The 23632-nt window shown below is 38.1% G+C and carries 10 protein-coding genes; 1 reads left to right on the forward strand and 9 read right to left on the reverse strand.

Going from position 1 to position 23632, the window contains the following annotated elements:
- Nucleotides 1–2: 2 nt before the first annotated feature.
- Nucleotides 3–12788, reverse strand: coding sequence for a two-partner secretion domain-containing protein (locus tag WFN33_RS03830; RefSeq protein ID WP_336951630.1), 12786 nt, complete (start codon nt 12786–12788; stop codon nt 3–5).
- Nucleotides 12789–12858: 70 nt separating this feature from the next.
- Nucleotides 12859–14604, reverse strand: coding sequence for a ShlB/FhaC/HecB family hemolysin secretion/activation protein (locus WFN33_RS03835; protein ID WP_336951632.1), 1746 nt, complete (start codon nt 14602–14604; stop codon nt 12859–12861).
- Nucleotides 14605–16289: 1685 nt separating this feature from the next.
- Between WFN33_RS03835 and WFN33_RS03840 the strand changes: the two genes are divergently transcribed.
- Nucleotides 16290–17567 carry a tyrosine-type recombinase/integrase gene (locus tag WFN33_RS03840; protein WP_336951634.1) on the forward strand — a complete coding sequence of 426 codons (1278 nt, stop codon included), beginning with the start codon at nt 16290–16292 and terminating at the stop codon, nt 17565–17567.
- A 77-nt stretch (nt 17568–17644) separates the two neighbouring features.
- Here WFN33_RS03840 and WFN33_RS03845 read toward each other — a convergent pair whose 3' ends face one another.
- The 7 genes from WFN33_RS03845 to WFN33_RS03875 all read right to left on the reverse strand — a co-directional run bounded on the left by WFN33_RS03845 (nt 17645) and on the right by WFN33_RS03875 (nt 23632).
- Entirely contained in the window at nt 17645–18064 is a 420-nt protein-coding gene (locus WFN33_RS03845; RefSeq protein WP_336951636.1) for a hypothetical protein, read from the reverse strand.
- Entirely contained in the window at nt 18048–18749 is a 702-nt protein-coding gene (locus WFN33_RS03850) for a thioesterase domain-containing protein (protein WP_336951638.1), read from the reverse strand. The genes WFN33_RS03845 and WFN33_RS03850 overlap by 17 nt, the downstream gene beginning before the upstream one ends.
- On the reverse strand, nt 18746–19291 hold the full coding sequence (locus WFN33_RS03855) for a PAAR domain-containing protein (protein ID WP_336951640.1): 546 nt from the start codon (nt 19289–19291) through the stop codon (nt 18746–18748). Before WFN33_RS03855 ends, WFN33_RS03850 begins: the two co-directional genes overlap by 4 nt.
- Nucleotides 19292–20791 carry a hypothetical protein gene (locus WFN33_RS03860; protein ID WP_336951642.1) on the reverse strand — a complete coding sequence of 500 codons (1500 nt, stop codon included), beginning with the start codon at nt 20789–20791 and terminating at the stop codon, nt 19292–19294.
- An 8-nt stretch (nt 20792–20799) separates the two neighbouring features.
- Complete coding sequence (locus tag WFN33_RS03865) at nt 20800–21723, reverse strand: hypothetical protein (protein WP_336951644.1); 924 nt, start codon at nt 21721–21723, stop codon at nt 20800–20802.
- A gap of 10 nt (nt 21724–21733) precedes the next feature.
- Nucleotides 21734–22516 (reverse strand): hypothetical protein, encoded by a 783-nt coding sequence (locus WFN33_RS03870; protein WP_336951646.1) that lies wholly within the window; start codon nt 22514–22516, stop codon nt 21734–21736.
- A gap of 129 nt (nt 22517–22645) precedes the next feature.
- Nucleotides 22646–23632, reverse strand: coding sequence for a DUF2515 family protein (locus WFN33_RS03875; RefSeq protein WP_336951648.1), 987 nt, complete (start codon nt 23630–23632; stop codon nt 22646–22648).

Genomic DNA, 23632 nt, shown 5'->3' on the forward strand with positions numbered 1-23632 from the left:
AACTATTTTCCTGATGCTGTATTCTGTAATCTTCGTGCTGGAAGGCTAACACCATTAATCTGTTGTTCCACTACAAATGAAGTTGGTCGTTTACTGGTACCTGAATAAACTGGCTGAATAGAAACTTTTACCTCTTTATTTTGCTTCAATGCATTTTGCCATGTTTTTTCAAGCAGCCCCCAGTCACCACCACCACCATTAAAAGTCTTATCCATAGGTACAATATTTATACCTTCACCAGGTCCTTTAAACATGGATGCAATTAAGTGACCACCATGATCATCTTGAAGTCTTCCATTATTTTTACCTGAATTGCTTTGCTGATATTTGTTACGGTCATTAGCTTCAAGTTTTAAATTTGCTTCAACATTACTTACACGACCATTTGCATCTGTTTTGTAAGTATAACCATTGTCAAACTTATAGATTGAATTCGCTTCAGGTTTATTTGCAAGTTTATTCCATGCACCTTTTTGCCCTGCTTTCAAATCAAAATATTTGCCATCTATCTTTGTAATCGTAGATGGTGTTTGTGTAGGAGGTTTAATTGCACTATTAGGTGCTTTGATTTCACAACAATTCGCATTATGAACCCATATACCCAGCTCACCAACATGATACGTATGGAATCCATCAACTTCAATATTGTAAACAGTTTCAACTTTATTTGGGATCAGTAACTGATTAACAATTGTTAACTCTTCATTATTTCGATCTAGTAAAATCATCCCCCTTTGAAGTAATGAAGCCTTTAACCAACCAAAATTCTTAATCCAGAACGGATGTTCAGCTGTCGTTTCAATTGTTTCTTCTTTACCTTGTTGATTTTTAATAACAACTTCAAATATCGCTTGTTCAGCAGTCACTTTTGTCGCTATAACAGGACGATAGCCATATTCTAAAGTAGTATCATTCCTTGACCAAACAAGCTCACCACCTTCGAATTTCTCTACAGCTTTTAATCCTTCACTCGTTTCAATGAGTGTTCCAGCTGTAAAACATGCTCCTCCCGAACAAGCCTGTACAGCATCATTCATCGCTGCTTTCATCTTGGCGACATCACGAACATTACTGGCTTCTTCAAACATTTTTTGTGCTTGGTAATATTTTTTTGCAGCATCGCCAGCTAAAGGCACAATACCTGCTGTAGCAAAAACATACTCTCCAACGGTGGTAGCTTCAGCAAATCCTTTAATATCACCAATAAAGGGAAGAAAATCTAAGGTTAAATTCCCTGCACTTTTAAGTACAACTAGAGTTTCCTTACGAATATACTGATTACATGCAGCAGAACCTGCCGCCAATCCAGCTGATGCACACGCCGATTTATATAGTTGGTTTGCATTTGCTTTAGTATCTTTTCGGTCAGCTGGTGAATCAATATTATTCTCCACCGCATTCTGCCCAACAACGCCAGCAAGCTGCGCATTAAATGCTGAATCTCCAACAGTTCCACCAACCACAGCTCCTATCGCTGCTGTCAGATCTCGAATTTGAGTCTTCACATCTTCTGGTAAAAGATTTGCTTGGAACTCTCCATTGACATCTTGATATTCTTTTTTGTCTTTGTATTGATTGGTGAGATAATCCGCTGCTGCTTCACTTGCAACTGCTGCACTGCCTCCTGCTGCTGGATTACCTCCATTTACATAGGCAAGTGCTGCTCCCAATATCGCATGGGCAGCTAACTGAGCAGCTTTATTTTTGTCCTCTCCATGACCTAACTCTTTTCCAATAATATTTGCTGCATAAGGTGCAAGAGCATTGGCTGCAACTTGTAAATCTGTTTGACCGCCCAATGCACCTGTAACAGCCATCGTGACTGCATTGACTGCTCGGCTCTTATCTCCACCCATACCCCAGTCTTGATTTAATTGACTTGCTTTATCGTAGTCAGGTGAATATTGGCGTAAATATTCCTCTTGTTTTGCAGGGTCAAGACTTTGATAGTAATTAAGCGCATCGCTATTTTGATTGAGTTGTTCAAGTACATTTTGCTTTGCAGTTTGTTTTTCTGTTTCCGCTTGTTTTTGCTGATTTTGACTATAGGTTCTTGTTGCTGCCACAATAGTTGAAGTCGCATCTGCTACAGTTTTTTGCTTGTCGATAATCTCTTGTAGATTTGGTAATGTGTCTACACTTCGATGTGCTGTACTGGCATCACTATGGATTCCTAACGCTGTAGTCGTTGTTGCTTGACCACCAATCGTAATATTACCTTCGCTTAAGGTTGAACGAGTGACACTACTGTCTTTGTCAGATTCATGCTGTGGTAGGCTTGGGCTAAAGGTCGTGCTATCTCGCCAATTGACGTTATTGGTATATTTATTTCCCTGATTATCTGTTTTGGTTTCTTCTCCAAAGCGTGTTCCACCAGATAAACTCACCGAAGTCGCATCATAACTGCTCTTATTGTTGATATCGCTAAATGTCAAACTATTCGCAGTCAAATCATTATTTTCTTTCTTCGCGGTAGAAACAATTGCACCACCTTTGAGATCAACTTGATCGGCTTTGACATGGTAACCACCATCACCAGCAAATAAGCCTGCTTGCTGATTCACGCTATTGGATGAACCGTTTGCACTACTGTTGGATAGATTTCCAGACGCTTGCCATGCTGTACCCAATGAAGCTTGGAGACGTGCTCCTGCACCACTTTGTTCTATCTTTTGTTCAACTTGGTCTTGTTGACTGATGATACTGAGCTTGCCACCGACATCCGCATCAATACGATTTGCTGTGGCTTTAGCGCCAGCCAAAGTTGTATCACCCTTACTCGTCAAACTCACTTTATTGGCTTCTAATGTTGTTTGACTATGCGTATTACGATCAAGCTGATTACTGCCTTTACCATAGCCTGCCTCGCCATAGATATAAACACCCGTCTGCGCCCCTACCGATGCACCGACACCGACACTTAAACCAGCATTACTATTTTTACCCTGAGCCTTTTCTTGGCTTTGTCCTGATTCTAAAAGAATATTTTTAGCCGAATCTAAGCTTATTGTTTCTTTCGCTTTGACTTGAGTATTCTGTAAATGAATATCACCTGCTGTACTGGTGAGATTAACATTACCACCCGCGCTGATCTGGTTTGGTTGTGAAGTCGCATAACTAGTGCTTTGTTGATTTTTACTGGTACTAAAACCTATACCAGCCTCAGCTTTAGCAACTGAACCGCCTTTGATGTCACTATAACTTTGATAAGCTTGCGCACCCGCTGCCAATCCCTGTAAAGCTTGGGTACGATCATCTGCGGCATTGCCTTTAGCGGCTTTGTCTGCCGAACCCAGCAAATCTAAAATTGGTGAACTTATCCGTTTAAATACACCGACTTTTAAATCTTTCGATGAACTGTCTGAGCTTCCAGTATTGTAATCATCCAATACACTGATTTGTTTTGCAGTAATATTGATATCTTTATTGGCAACAATATCTGCAACTTGCTGATTATAGTGATTCCCTGCCTGAATATTGACATTACCCTCTAAACTTCCGACTTGGCTACGTTGCTGTTCAATACTTTGACTATTGCTTTGGTTGTTACCCTTCATATAGCCATAAAATTGTTCAGTATCTGAAATCTGAGCACTACCAATGCCTTTATTTGAACTGCTTTGACTTTGGCTTTGACTACTCTGTGCTGATTTAATATTGACATCATTCGCAGCATTGATCTTCACATCACCTTGTGAAGCGACTGAACTGCCGAGGATATTGATGTCACCTTTTTCTGTTTGTAATGTGGTTTTTCCACCCACAGAAAGTTGTGTACCTGTAACCTTATCTACATTTCCTTGACCTTTGTCTTTATTATTATAAACACCTGCAGGCGCGGCCCAATTTCGTGTGTCAACACTAAACCCACTTTGTTTTCTATTTGCATTCTGATCTTGACGATCAGTCACATAGTTCAAGTTAATGTTATCTTTTGCATGTAACAGTGCATCACCTTCAACAGCGAGTTGTGCACCTTGGCTATTAATATTTCCGCCTGTTGCAATGATATTTAAATTACCTTTCGCTTCTGCTTGAGTCACAACGGCTTGAGTATTTGTATAGTTACTACTTTGATTGGATTTTTGATTTCCTGCAGTCAGCACAATAGGTGTTTGTGCGGCCATCAATGCTTTATTAACAGCATCCGCTCGTGACATCACCTGACCTACAGCACTATCACTAAATTGACCATTATCGGCATTTTTCTTATATGTTGAAGCCGCTGCTGTACCAGGTGAATAAGTCAACCCAACTGAAAAACCTGAGTTTTTACTCTGTACCTTTGTATATTGCTTACTACTTTCATATCCTGCATTTAGACTAACATTAGCAGCTTGTAGATTCAGGTCTTTGCCTGCACCCAAAATAGCGGCTTCCGCTGTCAAATCCTTGCCTACTAGAATATTGGTATTTCCTTGCGTACTTATAATTTTACTTTGCAGTAACTCAGTTGATTGATTATCCTGCTGAGCTTTTACATTTGATTTACCATAACCAATACTGGCTACACCACCTGAGAGGCTTGCAGTAAAACCAGATTTTTTAACACGCTTTTCTGACTCATTTAGGTATTGGTTTTCAGCACCTACAATACTGACATTTTCTTTGGCCTGAATTTGCGTTAATTCATCTGAAATTATTTCACTGCCTTGTATCTTGATATTTTTAGCATCTAAAATGACTTGCTTACCATCAACAGTACTGGCTATGCCCTCATCTGACTTATCTTTTCGGTAAGTTTGGGTTGTTTTACTACTTAAAAAGCTCTTTTTCTTCACTTCATCTGCATGTTCAACTGTACTACGAGCACGCCCTTCTTGAATATTGAGTTGTTCATCAGCACTTAAAGTCGTCCGACCTAGCACACTACTGACCTGAGAAGCTGTAATATCAATATTTTTCCCAGTCAGGGTTAAGTCGCCTTTTGCAACGATTTGATTACCTATATCTTGTTGCGTTGTACTAAAGTCATAATTTTTATTATTTTTATAACTATTGTTAATCCGCTCTGTTTGTAATGTCGCTAAATTTACATCCCCTTGCGTTTGTAGAATGGTTGAACCATTGCTATTTAAAATTTCTGCGCCTTTCAATGTGGTATTACCAGCCACTTTGATATTTAAAGTCTTCTTTAAATTATCACTACCTTCCACTAAGCTAGTCTGGTTATTACCCACATAGATCCCTGCTTTGCGATCTATAGCGGTAAAACCATAATTACTCTGGCCTTTTTGTTTATTATTACTGGTCAATGTACTATTTACATTTAAATTTCCGCCAATATCAAAAGATGCTGCTTCTTTTGCAACAATCTGACTGCCAATATTGTTTAAATCATTTTGCGTTTTAATCCCAACACGATTGGCTTCCATTCGTCCAGCCAATTGGTTGACATTATTTGCATTGATGATGAGTGCTTCACGTCCAGCGATCGTCGCTTGATTAAGCACATCACCGTTCATATTCAGTTGCACTTGATCAGCACTGATCAAAGTACCATCACCTTTTAAATCACCAGGTCTTGCTCGAACATAAACTTGTGGAACCAATACTTTACTACTTGTCCCATCTGCCAATGTGATGGTTTTTTCTTCTAACCACACAATATCACTGGTGAGCTGTGCAATCTGGGCAGCAGTTAAAGCAATTCCAGGACGTAAATTATAACTTTTAGCAAAGGTTAAGCCGTTGTTCATTAAAGCTTTATATTGCTCTTCATCACTACCATAACCAGATAAAAAACGATGCCCTGTCAATTGTGCAATTTGATCTTGCACCAAACGTTGCTCATAAAAACCATCACCTAGTCGTTTTTGTTGATTTGCTGGATCTAAACCAAGTGCACTCAGCATGTAATCGGATGATAGCCATTTTTTATATTGGCTAAATGCTGGATCAGTTTCTACCAAATACTGCGCTTGGCTATCTTTGGTTGTGCTATACAACGCATTACTTGGCAAGGTAATTGTCTTTTGTTCTACACTACGCACTTCATAGTCAGATGCTTTGTCTACCCCAGACACCTGCTTGTCTAAAGCATTTAGCTGTTGAGCTGAATCAACTTTTTGATTTTCAGTTGGTTGGACTTGCTGTTGTGAACCATTCGGATCAAGCTCACCAATCTGCTGATTTTGTGCATTTTCTGATTGTTTAACGTTGACCTGTTGTCCAGCATCCACTGCAACTTGCTTTTGTTGAGCCTGTTGTTTTTCATATTCAAGTGCTTGCGCTTGTTTGGAACCTGTTACATCCACTTGAACAGTGTCATTGGTCTTGTCTTTAATCTCTGTCGTTGGAACAGCAATAACTTTATTGCCACCATAAAGGCCACTTAACTGATATGGCTCTGTCTCATCAGCAGGCGTATAGGCCATTGAACTCTTTCGACCAGAATCATAAAACCATTTTTTTGGATTTTTAAATTGAATGAGTTTATTTGCTAAATAGGCTTTGTTATCAATATCAGTTCCTTCTACCTTTAATACGCCTGCTGCAAGTATTTGGCTCTGATCATTTACGATATGATCAGATTGAAGCAACATATTGCCCCCACTCAATATTTGCCCAGGTGTACTGGTTAATACTTCGGGAACATAGGTTTCTTTATCATATTCAAAAATATTATAGGTACGTAAACGTCGCCCATCACTTAACACAAGCCAGTAAAAACCACCGTCTCTCTCCAGCTCAACAAGCAAATCTGCAACATCAATCCCAGGATGTCGATTATCCTCATAACTATGTACAAATTTGGAAGACTCTAATACTTGATGTACTGAAAAATTATCATTTAAATTTTGAATTTCTTTTGCAGTGAGTCGCATATTGCCTTGAGACTCAATGGTTGCACTACGATTATTAATCAGTTGGGCTTGACCTTGTGCTTGATAATTACCATCCAGTGAGCCCCCAACATTTAATTGCCCCATACTCAATATCCAAGCATTGTCTTTTGAGTCACTATTGATCAAACCTCCTGCTTGGTTATTTAAAATATCAATCCCTAAATCAATATCTCCACGTGAAGCAATAACTGCGCCTGAGGAAGGACTAGCAGAGCACTGCTCTGTCCCGACGCAAGAGCCGTTCGATTTGTTATTTAAGGTCTGTGCTTGTATAGCAATATGATCACCATAAATTTTAGCACCATCATTCCAGACTAAGTTTGCTTTTAAGTGGGTTAACTCACCATTAATTAAACCTTGATTATGTAGCACATCGTTGGCGATTAAATGCGTTTCAATACTGCTAATACTCGCCCCAGTTTGATTTAAAATATTCTGAGCATTTACAGTAAGGCCTTTGCCTGCACTTAGGACAGATTGATTGATGAAATCGTGTTCGCTATCGATCTTGAGTAAACCATTGGCACTCAGCTCATCACCTTGCTGATGTGTATAACTTTGCTTTAAATTCAATTCAGCATCACCAAGGCTAATGATTTTACCTTGATTGATTAAATTGTTCGCACTGATTCCTAACCGATTTTGCGCGATGAGTTCCCCTTGAGTATTCTTAATATTTAAGGTTTTTTGAGAATCGCCAATCAATAATGTCCCTAGGCTGGTCACACTGCCTTGTTGATTATCAAAGTTCTGCTGAATCAAAAGTGATGCATCTTTGCTTGCTCTAATTCCACCAGATTGGTTATTTAACTCACGTGCATTTAATTGGATATTTTGAGCATCTAAACCACCCAAAATCGTATCATCTAAATTTTGTCGATTGTCGATCACTTGCGCTTGGATTGATAAATCCTCAGCAGCAACAATATGACTGCCTTGACCACTGTTGTTCAATTGGTCGGTATGAATTTGAATATTTTTTAATGCTTGAATTTGACCTTGGTTATTCAGCACCCCACCTGACTGTTGTTGAGCAATTGTTAGATTGCCTTGACTATTGATTTGTCCTTTTTGATTGGATAATTGCTTTGCGCTGATTTCTACATCATCTGCTGAAGCAAGAATGCCGTTATCATTTAATAACTGTTGGACATGGGTTAAATTAAGTTTTCCTTGGCTGAGTATTCCACCACGAGCACCAGAATTTTGATTCATCAAATCATGCTGATTGGTATCGATGCTTAATTCAGAATTAGATTGGATCAAACCTGAATTATTATTAAGCAAGCCAGTTTTTAGCAAAATTTGATCTGCTAAAATTTTACCTGATTCATTATTCAATGTTTGTAATTGACTGTCTAAATTCAATTTTTCTAACGATGAGATTTGCCCTAAGCGATTATCAATCCCTTGAGCAACAACATTTAATCCTTTACTTGCAAATAATTCGCCCTGATGATTATTCAATGCACCTTGTACAGTTAAATCTGCGCGTCCCTGTTCTGATTGAATAATGCCTTGCTCATTATTTAAATCTGTACTGTTTATCTGTAGATCTTTTTGTGCAGCGATTGTACCTTGCTGATTTTGAATTGCTGACTGTGCCAACAGTTGTAGTTGATCTTGGCTATAAATTTTTCCAGATTGATTATCTAAAGTGTTTGTTTGAATCTTGGTTTTTAAAATACTCTGTATTTTACCTTTTTGATTGTTGATTTGCTGCACTTTTAAATTCGCTTCTTGTTGTGCAAATATTTCACCTGACAGATTACTCAGCTCATTGTCTACAGATAAATTTAACGAACCTTGTTCTGCTCTGATTTTACCCAAATCATTAAGCAATGACTGTGAGGTTAAATCAATCTGTTTAGACGCAACAACCCCTGAAGTATTATTCACTTGACCAGTGGCTACAATCTTAGACTGGTCTTGTGCATAAATCACACCAAGATGATTGTCTAATGTAGAGGTATTTAGGTGTAATTTTTGACCCGCTACAGCTTTACCTTCAACATTATTCCAATGACCACTATTCATTGTTAAGTCTTGCGCGGCTGAAATCTCGCCTTTGATATTGCTTAATTCGTTGGCAATATCGAGCTGCATTGCAGATTGCTGTGCAATTAATTTACCAGCATTATTTGATAATGAAGCTGCATTTAAATTAAATCCTTGGTTAGCCGCGATCACACCATCTTGATTGTTAATATGCGCTAAAGCATTTAATTTTAATTGACCACCTGCATAGAGTGTACCAGCAGTATTATCCAAAGATTGAACGGTTAAATCAGCATGTTGACCTGCTTGAATTTGTCCATTTTGAGAAGATAGATCCTGTGCAGTGATCGCAACATTTTTTGCTGCCACAATAATGCCTGAATCATTGTTTAAATTTTGCTGAGTAATAATATTTAAATGTTGTTTTTCAGAGCGTATTTGCCCTGAAGTATTATCTAATGATTGAGCATTAACTGAGATATTGTTATTGGCAGCAATTGTACCAGACTGATTTTCAATTTCCCCGTCTACATCTAAGTTTAAGCCTTGATTAGAAAAAATTGTTCCAGATGCATTGTTTAAACTTAGACTTTGAATACTGATATCTTGATTAGACAGCAGTTTTCCACGTTGATTATCCAGCGCTCCACTGATACTGAGATCAAGATTTGACTGTTCGGATTGAACTGTACCCTCTGTATTATTTAATGATTGTGCCTTTACGTATACCGCTTGTTTGGCTGCTAAGATACCTTGCTGATTATTAATGCCATGTTTTGCAATGATACTAAGCGAATCGTCTGTATATACAGTACCTTGTGTATTGTTGATATCATCAGCTTTTATCCCAAGTTGTTTATCTACAAGAAGCTTAGCTGCACTGTTATTCAGTTGAGTAACATTCAGCTGAGCGCTACCAGTAGCACTGATCACACCTGAGGTATTATTCAATGATTGTGCAACATTCACCTTCAACTGCCCATTGGCATCACTTTGAAGCAATTGCCCTTGTTGATGGCTCAGTTCAGTTGCATTCAAATCAATATTTTGTGCAGATGTAAGCGCTTGATCTAAATTGGTAATGCCTAGATCGAGTTGTAGATGGCTGTTACTTTGGATTTTGCCTTGTTGCCCTTGCAGATTTTGTGCTGTGATTTTTAGCTGTTGATCACCCGCATGTAAAATCTCACCTGCAACAGAGTTCAATGCATTGGTCTTGATTTCTGTACCTGTAGCATTACTGATGATCTGTCCAGCATTGTTATCAATCTGATTTGCGACATCCAGAATAAAGTCATTTTTACCTGTGTGTTGAATTAAACCTTGGTTGTTATTGAGTTGTACTGTATTGAGATTAACTTGCCCCGCACTGTATTGCCCTTTTTCATTCTGAATGCTTTGTGTTGCAGTTAAATCCAGTTGCTCATCTGCAATAATTTTTGCATTGTTGGTATTCAGTTGGGTTGTAGCAATGTTTATATTTTTGGCTTGGCTTTCACTTTGACTTAAGTCTGCTGTTTGAGCTGCTTTAATTTGCAACTCAGCACCTGCCAAAATTTTCCCTGCCAGCTGAACCTGTTGCGCATCAATATTCAGTGTGGCATCTGTATTGCTTAGTTTCCCGTCTTGATCAAGACCTGCGACCCATACTGCATTTTTATCACTGACAATGGCATTTGCTTGAACCTTGATTTTGTTCTGTGCTGCCAATTGACCATGCTGTTGTAACTGATTCACTGTTAAATCAGCCGTATTGCCTGCATAGATTTGCCCAGTACTTTGTAATTGCTGGGCATTCAATTTTAGATTTTGCCCAGCAATCAGATTCCCTGCTGAAGCTTGCGTCGTACCATTATCAATTTGATCAATATTGATGTTTAGATCTGCTGTTTTGGATTGAATGGTACCCTGTTGATTGTTTAAACTCTGACCCGTCAGGTGTACATTCTGTGCTGAAATCTCCCCTTTACGATTGTCTAAAGTTTGAATAGACAGCTTGGCATCCGCATTGACTGAACCAATGATGCCTCGGGTATTATTGGTATTTGCAGAATTTAGAGTTAATGCATCCGCAGCAAGTATTTGACCTTGGCGATTATCAATCTCAGCTGAATTTAAATTGAATGTCTTGGCGCTTTGTAAACGGCCTTGATCGTTATTTAATTGTTGTGCGGTTAAATCAAAGCTTTGATTGGCATTAATTACACCTTTTTGATTATCCACCTGTTGTGCAGTGATATTCACCACATTCGCAGTGAGTTTACCTTGTTGGTTGTCAAAGTATTGCCCATTAAATTGCAATTCAGGCAGTTGAATTTCACCACCATTGTTTTTAATACTGCCTTCAACTCTAAGATTGATTTCAGCATTGTTGACAATTGCACCTTCTACATTGGCAATATCTTGAGCAATCTGAATATTTCCTGCTTCAAAAGTTTTTGGTGTCAGGTCTGTGGGTGCAACTTCAACCGTACTTGAGTCTTGCGCTGAAGACTGTTGCTCAGGATCAGTCATACTTGGCGATGTGGTTCCACCTGGTGTTTGCCCTGTCCCGCTAGGATCGACGGTTGCCTGACCAATTAAGCCCTGAGTATTGTCTAAGTTTTTTGCAGCAATGTTGAGTTGTTGCTGACCTGTTTGCTCGATTTTACCTTTATTATTGGTTAAGTTTTGTGCAGTAAAATCAATTCGTCCCGCGTTGATCACTCCCTCATTATTATCAATCTTGCCTTGAGCATTGAGTTTAATTTCATCACGAGTCGCAATCAGCCCAGTGTTTTGAATATTGTCGGCTTGAATCTGTATTTGTTGTTGTGTACTACTGATATTACCGCTGTTTTTTACATTGCTTGCCTGAATTAGAATTTGATCTTTATTGGCAATCATATTGCCTGTATTGGTTAAATCACCATTGGCATTTAAATGCATTTGACCGCTCAAAGCATTGAGTGACCCTGCATTACGTACCCCTAAACCTTTTTCAGTACCGACCAAATAGATTTTTCCAGCATACATCCCACCTAATTTTCCAACATCAAGGGCAAAGCTCGGTGTAGGTGAAGATGGGGTACTTGTTGTTGCACTAATTTTTGCTGAGTTTGGATCTTGAACATTGATGTCGTTTTGACCCAACACGGTTTTTAGCTCATTGGCATATAGACCCGCATTGACATTTAAAGCACGTGTATAAATATCGGTATAAGGGGTTAAGCTTCCATTTAAGCCTTTCCCTTCAATCGTAACTTGCCCTTCACGTACTCGGAATGAATCAAGATAACCTTGATGCATTACTGCTTGACCTGTGGTTAAGGTAAAACGATCTGCGTTAATCACCCCACAGCCATCACAGACTAAACCAGATGGATTGGCAATCACCACTTGCGCTTGTTTACCCGCAACCTCCAAATAGCCCTTTAATTGACTCGGATTACTGCTGTTCACTTCATTCAGGATGACCTTGGCTTCACCTTTGGCGAGCCATGGATTGCCTTGTACCCATCCACCCAATTGGGTTTGGGTATTATTTCGTGCGTTATTTAGAATCGCACCTTCCTGCCCCACATCAAACTGGGTATAGGTATTGCGTGATACACCACCAGCACTTGGGGTTTGAATATTAACTTGGGTCAAACCATTGCTGCTGTTGAGAATGGTGGCTTGTTGTGAGTTTGGTGCTGATCGATCTGCCACAATTTGACTTTCAGCAATCGTCGCCATCGGCAAGGTGTAAATTGCTGCACCTAATAGGCTCACCACAGCAAAATTAACAGGATTGAGTTTTTTATAAGTGATTGAAGATGCTCCCGTGACATCCACTATTTCGATTTCACCAACAGCATGTGATTGCCCCGCTGTTTTGGTACGGCTTTTTACAATCTCAGCAACCGCAATAAACATGCCACGTGCTTGGCTAAAAATAACGCGATAACGATTCTTATTCATAATGTTTTACCTTAATGTTTTAATATTTTTTCAAGATTGAATGTTGCATATGGACATTGAATGTAATGGATTAATACATCCAGTTCAGGCTAAATCCTGTCGTCACATTGTCTGTTTTAAAGTGGTCTGGTTTTTTTAACGGCGTCCCAACAAAAACGTCATAATTGACCGATTTTAAGACTTGCCCGCGTAATCCAAAGGCAGCCCCCATTAAACTTGTTCCCAGCAATGGATTTGGTTCATGTGCGGTTTTACCCCCCACTTCACCATAGTCAATTCCGGTGTACCATTGCATCGGAAGCTTAAACATCGAGCCACTGATTTCATTACGCACTAAAAATCCATTATCTGCCAATAAGGTCTGTTCACCATCAAACCCTCTTACGGTATAGCGATTCCCAATCGAGAATCGATCTTGTGGGGTCAGGGGTTTTTTACTATATTGTGTTCGCCATTCAGCGAGATACTGTAGCGATTGATTACCGACTTTAAATGGCACTTGCAGACCGGCATTGGCTTGTAAAATACCGACATGAGTATAAGCTTCGCCAAACTCTTCTTCAGGTGCATGCATTGCATTAAATGCACCTGTACCTCGTTTATAGGTTAAATTGCCTGTTAATGTCGCATTGGCTAAATATTCTATATGATCCAGACTGGCTTTCCAGCCACCAGTTTTTCGACGTTGTACTTCAATTTCTACATCATTGATAAAGTTTTGTGATTCCCGATACCAGCCTCCTACACTGGCTGTAGTTTTTCGTTTGGCATCACGATAAAGTACCCGAGATAAATCAGCCCCGATCAGTTTGCTTTTGCCGCTATAGTTATAGCTTTGGCTATCACCTGCAACCGTTTGGTTATAATCAGACTGACTATAACTGGTGCTAAGTAACCAATATTTGAGTGGAATGCTATAACTTAAGTAATAGCCATCTGTACCTCGTTTACCTTGATCTCCTCCGCCCAAATCATGGTTATAACTACCATAAAACAGGTCATTTGCAGTAAACAGATGGTCTAAAGATAAGGTTGCTGTACCTTGATACTTCCCAGTTGAATCTGAGCCTGCATCATCAACACCTAAATGAATCCGGTAGGGTTTTGTTTGTTGCCATGCCAGTTCTAAATCACTATAGCCAGGTTGATTACGTTGTTCTGAGGGCTTGATTTTAAAGTCTGCCTCAACAGTCGGCACACGTTTAAAGTTTTCTAAGCCTTGTTCAATATCCCGAATATTTAAAATATCCCCAGAGCGAACAGGCAAGGCATTAAATTTATGAGCACGCTTAGACGTCCCTTGAACAAATTGAATTTGATCTACTTTCCCAGCAATCACTTGTAGTTTAATCTCACCCGAAGCAATATTTTGTTGAGGGAGCAGCATGCGGGTGGTGACATAACCATGACTAATAATACTGTTTTGAATCAGATCTAAGGCTTGGTTTAAGCCTTGTACCCCAATACATCGGCCAATGAGATTATGTTCACCTTGCGTGACGGAGCGCATAGCAAAAGTAAATTGATGCGCATCCTCTCCCATCAACACAAATTTTTTAATTTCAAAACATACATCTTCACTGTTTGATTTTAGATAGTGCAGTTGTGTTTGGGTTTGAAGTTGTTTTTCTAATCCCGTTTGCACTATAGCTTCGGGCTGTAATTGCTTTTGTAATGCTTCATCACGTTGTTGCTGGCGCTGAACAGCATCTAATTCTAAATCTGGACGCGGCTGTGGTTCTGCAGCTTGTATTGTTGTTGCTAAAATCGTAAAAAAAACACACAAAGTAAGTTTATTAAATTTAAAATTATTCATGTCAATAGTGATTGTGATGAGTTTCACATTTAATTATGTTTAAATTATTACGTTTTGTAAATAGGACGCCGTGTATAATTCTAATCAATTTCAATAATAAAAATTAAGAATATAATTTCTAAATAAAAATATATATAAATTCAATATTTTAAATAAAATAAAGAGTGCTCTTTTTGGATTTTAAATTAATCCAACACTTGTCCAATCGAATAATAGGCTTGAGCAATAGGAGTTAACATATCATCAACCTGATACTACTGAATCGCATAATCACCCGTTTTCTAACCATCAAATAGAACATAACTCACCCAGTTTTGATCACTTTGAGGATTTACAGGCTGAAGCGTAAATAATTATACTTATTCACTCATTTCACAAAACCTGATCAATTTTCGATAGTTTCCCTAATGTATCGAAGTAAGCAATGATTAGTTGATTCTTATAAACTTCCGACATGTGCACAGACTGTGAGTTATTACTTTGATTTCTAGATAAAATGAGTTTACCTTATATATCTTCTTTAGAAACACTAGCTTCACTCGTGAGTACTTCTAATAGCCTTTCTGAAAACTGTTTTTTATTTTGAATAGAACTAAAATTGTTTAAAGGAAATGCTTTCGACAAATAGTGTGCAACCTCCTGATTAGGCATTTGCTTGAGTACCATTTTTATTTTATCTATTGTTGCTTGGGATAAAATATGCCCATTCGGTTGTGATATCAATGCATTAAATTAATCATCATGACTGTTTGGAATTGGTTTATTTATATTTTCACTTAATATTTTAGAATCAATTTCATTGTATGGCTGAGACGGATTATTTAATCCTTTATCAAAGTTCTTCAAAGCGATTCCATAGCATGAAACAAAATAGAATTGGCCAACAAGAATTACCTTAAAATTCATTTTATAAAGCACACAGATAATTTATGTTATTAATAAGAAAATTAGAAATAGAAAAATTGCTTCCACTATCAATCACATACTATTTAGTAAAGCCTGTACTAGTGAATGATTTAAAACTTGATGTGGATGCACAAACAGCTGTTTTTGCATCAGCAGAGATTTTCACCAAACACCGACCTATTGTAATTTAAATAAGTTTTCAAATTGTCTAATGTTAAATAGCTTCCCCCTGATTTCTGGCCGATTGCAACTACAGACACATATAAATTCGAAAGCGCATAATCTATTGCTTAGTGTTTAACTTCACGACTAAAGCATTTAGCCATTTTTACATCTCCAAAGTTAATATTGCATTAGCTTTAAAGCGACTATATGTCCATTTTTTCGTTTAGGATCAATCCACAGCCCCTGAGTCACTAATTGGGATTTTTTATTTGATGAACGTCATTTTATGAGCTTGTAGAAATTTAAACTAAATGAGTGACTATTCCTACAATGCCCTAAATACACCCAATTAATGTCATCTAATCTAAAATTTTATGTGAGTTACAGTGTGAGAAAAAAATACACATAAAAAAAAGGCCCTTGTAAAAACAAGGGCCTTTTAAAATATTTGGCGGAAGTGGTGTCCGTATAACACTTGTTTTATGCAGTCCAAACCAATCCAATATAAATTTATTTTTCAACAATTTAAAATAAAACCATTCCAACTACGTCTTGCCTAATCCGACCATTTCCAATATTCTATGTGGGTTATTATGTGGGACAGGAATAACCCTATGCCTAAGAAAGCCAAAGAACTCTCTGCACTCAGTGTAGCAAAAATCAAAGAAAATGGTAGGCATGCTGTCGGCGGTGTAGATGGCTTGCATCTACGTATTGTGAATGATTCTCGCGCTTGGGTTTTACGTGTTGTTGTTGGGCAACGCTTTGATGAAAATGGTAAACAACGAGTCCATCGCCGTGATATTGGTTTAGGTTCTTATCCAGAAGTGTCACTCGCTGAAGCAAGAACTAAAGCTCAAGAAATGAAAGCTCAAATCCGAAAAGGAATTGATCCTATTCAGCAAAAGCAAGATCAGCTTCAAGCTTTACGTATTCAAAAACTTCGAGATCGTACTTTTCGTAAATGTGCTCAGATTGTGATTGCTAATAAATCACGTGAGTTAAAAAACCAAAAACATATTGCTCAATGGTCAACTACATTAGAAACTTATATTTATCCAATTTTAGGTGACCGTGTAATTAGTTCTATTAGTAAAGTTGATATTGCCAAGGCATTAGAACCGATCTGGGCTGAGAAGAACGAAACAGCTAAACGTATTCGTGGTCGTATTGAAACCATTTTTGATTATGCCAAAGCCATGGAATATTTTGAAGGTGATAACCCCGCTGAATGGAAAGGTAACTTAGAACCTATTCTAGGTAATTTAAAACAGATATCACGCCCTCACCCTTCTTTACCTTATGATCAGGTAGCAGAATTTGTTCAGCACCTTCGTCAGAAAGATGGCATTTCACCCAAAGCTTTAGAATTTGCAATTTTAACGGCATGTCGATCTGGTGAAATTTTTGGAGCCAAATGGCAAGAAATTGATTTTGGATCTAAAGTTTGGACTATTCCAAAAGAGCGGATGAAAGCAGACAAAGAACATCGTGTTCCACTTTCAGAACCAGCAATTGAGTTATTGAAATCTATTCAGACTAATACAAAATCACAAGGCTATATTTTCCCTGCACCTCGTGGTGGTGAAATGCTATCTGATATGTCTTTAACGACATTAATCAAAAGAATGCATGTCCAAAAGTTAGAAGAAAATGGCTTAGGCTATATAGACCCTAAACAAAATCGAGTAATCACTACACACGGCTTCCGTTCTACTTTCCGCGACTGGTCAGCTGACAAAACCAACTACCCACGTGAAGTTTGTGAGCATGTACTCGCACATAAGCTACCTGATGAAGTAGAAGCTGCTTATTTACGCGGAGCTTATTTGGAAAAGCGTAAAAGTCTAATGGCTGATTGGGCTGAGCTCTGTAGTACACACTTTAACTAGACAGCAAAAAAGAATACTTCTGCCATCTAAGGCAGAAGCATCAATTTTATTAATAATCATCTAACTTAAAAATTAGCTTAAACAAAATAATTTACAAGCCCCAATTCATATTTGACATTTATCTTTATTTCAACAGCTATTTTCTGTGATTTTTTATCTTTTTCAACACTACGACTGATATAGTTTTGAGACCATAAAAATGAAATGATGATCATCAAAAGACAAGTCAAAACATAAATTAAATTATTTTTAGTTCGCCATTTTTTTAAATACCAATATAAAAATAGCAGAATATGCAATACAGGGATAAAGCTTAATATAAATGCAGCTGCTACCCATACAACCGCCCTACCGACTGTTACATCAGCAAATGTAATGGTTGAGTTGAGCACTTTGATTAAAAAAATCAACCATATGATTGCTAGTAAAGACCAAGAACCAAGATAAAGGATGAGAAAAAAATTCTTCTTCACTAATTGACTACTCCAAACCTTCATTTTTGATCCTTTTAGCGAGTTCAGCCCAGCGCCGTGGAGAATCTGGAATCACATGCGCGTAATAAAAATGCCCTTCCGCCTTACCGTTATTCATTTGAACTCCAAGTTTAAACGAGTTTTCAGCAAGTTCATAAAAACTCATCCCAGCATAAATAGGATCGCCATATTGGGTTAAATCAATAATGGTCAGTTTTTTGATATTTTTATGCTTTCTTAACATGGCTAAAAAGTCAGCATCTATAGGAGAGCCGATTAACACCAAATGGTCAACCACATAGCCAAGGTTTGCATAAGACTTGGCAGTTTGTGCTGCAAGCATTGAACCGTAAGAATAGCCAATTAAATTAAACTGTTTGGCAGATTGGGTTGAAGCTGGTGGATAAACACGCCAGTTGTCAGTACCATCATCATTTTTGATCATTACACCTGTACGTGCAGCATCTATTAGTGTGCCTATAGTACCCGGCAGATTTTTCGTTGCAGTATTACTCAACCCCGACCATATATAGTGGATTCCTGCATCTATAAATGCTTGAGTCATTGGCTTTAAATATGGTCCATCTAAACCCGCACCTCCCCAAAATACTGTACCACGTGGCTTATTTATAGGGATTATAGTTTTAGTGCCTGAGTCTGACTTTAATACCAGTGTACTGCTACCAGTGCCTACAATAATCGGTATCATTTGGGTTGTTCCTCGTAATTTTCAGGATAAACCTCTATCAATACCTCTAACATTTCAGATGCTGTCATTAATTGGGTTTGCCCTTGGCTATCGGTTTTCCCTGTAATTGTTACACCATCCATGATTATTTTATAAAATCGATCTGCAAGCGGAATCTGGGTAAACTCATCGACCAATACAAATTGATGTTCATAGGTCTTGTCGGAAACACGACTTTGCGCAATGACATGATTGGTATTTGATTTGGTTAATTTTCCACTTGAACCTTTATCAACAAGATCAACTGATTGGGTTGCCATCACAATATGGTTACCAGGGCAACCACATTTCACTTTGCACCCATGATAAGCAACGCCGACACTGCTACAAAATTGAAGATCACTTGCTTGTATAACAGTCCCCATAGCTTTACACGCTGGGCAAAAAAACTTATCTCCCAATACAATGATATTTTTACCATTTGATTTACGTGCCGTTTGAGAAGCAATCATACGTCCCCCTGTCGTGGTCAAATCACCTTCTAAAATAATCGGTTGTGACATTTAAGTTGACTCTCCTTGGCTGGTAGACCCATCAATACAGTGTTTTGGAGATGTAACCATCCAACAGTATCCAAATTGACTTTCTGTATTATGGATCAACAAAGTATTTTTTTTGTTTTCAGCCGAATTCATAATTGCAAGGCTTAATGATAGGCCTGAAACCATTGCAGCAGTATCGTTGAGGATTGGGCTGATAGAGACAAATTGATCATCTTCAATCTGAAAATGATCAGATACGGACATCAAGTCAGCCAAAGATTTGCTATGTGTTACAGCATGATCCGTAAATACGATTTCATCATCACCCAAAACTTTATCATTTTTTTGAAAATTATATGCTTGCTGAAGTTGCTCAATCGCTTGAATGAGATTTAAAGTCTCAGCACTTTGATGCGGTTTATACATCAACGGTATCGTAATATTAGCAATCGGTTCTATATCCGTGGTACCTTGCTGATCCGAGAACAGCACTGCAAAACCACCCTCTGAGGGTTGTACCGCTTTTTGTTGTTGATTGAATTTAACATCAAGATGAAGTTGATCAATCCATGAGTCTGCCCCCATGATTAAAAGGAGTTGTGGGCTACTTACATGATCAATATCCAAATGCTCCATTACAGCATTATGGATAATGAGCTGAGTTCCTTCACTGCTTTCGACATGAGTCATAAAATAATCAACATCATGTTGTTCATTAATACCCATCAAATTTAAATGGTGTTTTAAAAGATCAAATAATGTATCTCTTTCAACTCCTGAGATATGAGTAGGTAATATATACACCACTTTTAAGCTCGGATGAGGACGATATACAGTATGAAGTTCTTCTGACACTGTCTTTTTAGTTTGTGAGACCCATTCAGGATGCAGTCTGGCTTGCTGATTCTTCGCCTTATCACGTTCCTCTTGATTGGAATTCAAATTTTTAATCTGAATACTTTGTAAAACCAAAGCCAATTGTTTAAACAAATGCGTGGTCATCTGCTCTACGCGTTTCGCGCGATCTGTAAATAGTGGTCGAGCGTGTGATGCTGAGTTTTCTTGATCATTCAATGATGAGAGAGATTCAATACGGCGACTCAAATAAGGATAACTTATCTGAAATTTTAACAATGGATCAGGCTCTGGCAATTTTTTATCATCGAGTTGCATCATAATTTGTGTCAAATTTTCACCAAAAGGTGTGCTGACTGCTGTTGCCAAAACAGATATTTTTTGCCCGATATGCTTTATTTTTATTTCATCTTCAATGCTGGGAGGAGATTCTTCAGTAATCTCTGAAACAACGGGGCCGTCTGGTTTTCGTTTAGCAAATGCAAACAACCGAGTAATCGCAAAAACACAAAATACAATAGCCAAAGGTAAACCAATAAGCTTATTGATGAGTATCGTTGAGGATACCTCGATTTCATTATTGTCTCGCCAGTAACTGATGATCACCCAATCACAAATGACCAAGACAATAATTGTAAAAATAATCCATCGTACACTTTTTGACATAATGCACCTTAGTTTTTACTTACCAATGCAGGGTCTTGATAACTTTCATCAATCGTGATTCCTTGCGCCTTAAGTTCAGCCTCGGTTTTTGCTCGTATTTGATTCATCTGTTTTTTGATACCAGGATATAACGATACCCAACGCGCCGCATTGATTGCCGATTTCTTTAAATCATCATCCTTAAAGTATGGTGCATAATATTCTTTTTCTGATTGGAATTTATAACTTACGTAATACGCCCCTGGTTGTTGCTGATCCATCTTAGTTTGATCACGCCGAACTGTAATCGACAAATAAATCCCATTGGCTTGCAACATCCAACGTGAACCATCTTTTAATTGCATCCATTCATCCAAGCTATATACATAATTTGGATCAAGCTCATAAAATTCCTTACTTGCATAAGCCAATGCATCTTTATCGTTCAATCTTGGATCAGATAAACTGATATAACGTTGCCAACCTGCTTGTTTTAAATCTTTAAAAATTGCCAACATGGCTAAACGTGCTTGGTCATGACTCATCGTACTGTCATTGCTTAAACCAGCATAAACACTATAACCTGTAATTAAATCATTACTATTTGCAACTGATGTTTGTACTCCAATCACATGATGTAAGGTAATGCTGTTTGGTCCATGCTCAATCACTACATCAATCGGATTTTTATCCCAATGCTGATTATAAAAAGTAGTCGTAGAGGTTGGTAAAGGATTATCTATATTTGCCTGTATACGAGCAGCAAATTGCGCTCCTGTTTCTTTGTTAAAGTACAAAGTTAAAGGATTTATATGGTTATTATTTCCGTTATTGGAGGGTGCGTACTGATTACTACACGCGATCAAGACAAGCACACCCAATAATAAACATTGTCGAAGCCAATACCTTAGCACTTGCATTCCTCCTTTTTCTTTAACAAAACCCCAGATCATAACGAATACCTTATTTTTTACTCACCAATGCTGGGTCTTGATAGCTTTCATCAATCGTGATTCCTTGCGCCTTAAGCTCAGCTTCGCGTTGCTCACGTATTTGATTCATTTGTTTTTTGATACCAGGATATAACGATACCCAGCGTGCAGCATTGATTGCCGATTTTTTTAAATCATCATCCTTAAAGTGTGGTGCATAGTATTCTTTTTCTGATTGAAATTTATAACTTACGTAATATGCCCCTGGTTGTTGCGGGTCCATTTTGCTTTGTTCTCTATACATTTGGATGGTTAAATAAATCCCATTGGCTTGTAACATCCAACGTGAACCATCTTCTAATTGCATCCATTCATCCAAGCTATATGCATAATCTGGATCAAGTTCATAAGTATGTGTACTTGCATACTTCAATGCATCTTTGCCAGTCAACCGTGGACCAGATAAGCTGATATAACGTTGCCAACCCGCTTGTTTTAAATCTTTAAAAATTGCCAACATGACCAAACGTGCTTGGTCATGACTCATCGTATCATCATTACTTAAACCAGCCGAAATATCATATTCTGAAATTAACTCACTAGGATTAGCAACTCCAGATAGCACCCCAATCACATAGTCTACGGCAATACTATTTGCACCATGCTCAATTTGAATCTTAATAGGGTTCTTATGCCAACGTAATTTATAAAATGTGGTACTAGATGTTGGTAAAGGATTCGATGATTCTGGTTGCGTACGCGCAACAAACTGTTCCCCCGTTTCTTTGTTAAAATATAAAGTTAAATCATTCATGCTTTTTTTATTTCCTTTATCATCTGATGAGAGCTGCTGGCTACATGCTATGCTCATTAGGCTACATAACAATAAACATAGCTTTATCACATTTCGTATGGTTTTCATTATGCTCTCTCTTTTACTCGTTCACAGTACATCACGACTGTCTTTATAGTCGACCCAAGCTGCGATGGTTCTTAACTCTTGCTCCATATAGACTTTATCACTGTCTTGTTTAGTACCTTGCATTAAACCATGGAATTGTTTAGCAGCATCACCAATCCAATCCATCCTACTCTTAAAGTTTTCCAGTATGGTGTCATCTGGAGCAATCGACTCCAACCGAGATTGATTGGTGTCACATGTATGTGAAAATACAACTTTTAAAGTTGGTGTCATCCACTTTATATATCGCGAACGTTGTGCGGCTACCCATTTAGAAAAATCAGGATCATCATAAATCAATGGCTGCAATATGTTGCCTTGTTCATGATTGGCAACTGCCATCAGATGATCAAATTGAATTGTCGGGCGTTCGGTTCGGCTCACTGTCTGTTCAAATTCTTGAACTTTCAACATACCTTTTTTAATATTATCGTTATATTTAAATCGTTTAACTGCTGATAATGCTTTATCCGCCCAAGGCAGTTTGTCCAACACTGCCTTGACCTGCGGCACGCATTGTTCAGAATCCCGTTTTGTTGCACAAACATTAAAACTCCGTGGGTAATTACTCCAATACCAATGCCAACATGCCACATCCATAAATAACCAAAAGTTTCCTTTAGCAAGCCCAGTATGCACCATACTGATCGAACTTATACCTATAACTCTTAAATCCTCTAATGAGCAGGCAACTGTTTTACTGGCAAAAGCTCCCAATGCCATCCAGTAGTAACGACCTTTGAGTTTAGGATTACCGCCAACCTCTGTTTCTAAATAAAAGCGTGCATAGGTCGCCGCAATTCTTCTTGCACGCGAACTATACATAGCAGTAAGAGCTATGTTATTACCTTTCTTGTCACACAATCGAGCATAAGCAAATTGTTGCGCCATCGACCATAAATGATCACAACTCAGAGAAACCTCTGTGCAGGAATCCTGCTTTTGATTGGTGATACTTGTATTACCCAT

The sequence above is a fragment of the Acinetobacter sp. AS167 genome (genome assembly GCF_037152175.1).
Lineage (GTDB): Bacteria > Pseudomonadota > Gammaproteobacteria > Pseudomonadales > Moraxellaceae > Acinetobacter.

Excerpts from the sequence above, each read along its gene's own strand:
- WFN33_RS03835 (WP_336951632.1), bottom strand. The coding sequence starts at position 14,604 with ATGAATAATTTTAAATTTAATAAACTTACTTTGTGTGTTTTTTTTACG.
- WFN33_RS03840 (WP_336951634.1), top strand. The coding sequence starts at position 16,290 with ATGCCTAAGAAAGCCAAAGAACTCTCTGCACTCAGTGTAGCAAAAATC.
- WFN33_RS03855 (WP_336951640.1), bottom strand. The coding sequence starts at position 19,291 with ATGTCACAACCGATTATTTTAGAAGGTGATTTGACCACGACAGGGGGA.
- WFN33_RS03870 (WP_336951646.1), bottom strand. The coding sequence starts at position 22,516 with ATGAATGATTTAACTTTATATTTTAACAAAGAAACGGGGGAACAGTTT.
- WFN33_RS03865 (WP_336951644.1), bottom strand. The coding sequence starts at position 21,723 with ATGATCTGGGGTTTTGTTAAAGAAAAAGGAGGAATGCAAGTGCTAAGG.
- WFN33_RS03845 (WP_336951636.1), bottom strand. The coding sequence starts at position 18,064 with ATGAAGGTTTGGAGTAGTCAATTAGTGAAGAAGAATTTTTTTCTCATC.
- WFN33_RS03850 (WP_336951638.1), bottom strand. The coding sequence starts at position 18,749 with ATGATACCGATTATTGTAGGCACTGGTAGCAGTACACTGGTATTAAAG.
- WFN33_RS03830 (WP_336951630.1), bottom strand. The coding sequence starts at position 12,788 with ATGAATAAGAATCGTTATCGCGTTATTTTTAGCCAAGCACGTGGCATG.
- WFN33_RS03875 (WP_336951648.1), bottom strand. The coding sequence starts at position 23,632 with ATGGGTAATACAAGTATCACCAATCAAAAGCAGGATTCCTGCACAGAG.
- WFN33_RS03860 (WP_336951642.1), bottom strand. The coding sequence starts at position 20,791 with ATGTCAAAAAGTGTACGATGGATTATTTTTACAATTATTGTCTTGGTC.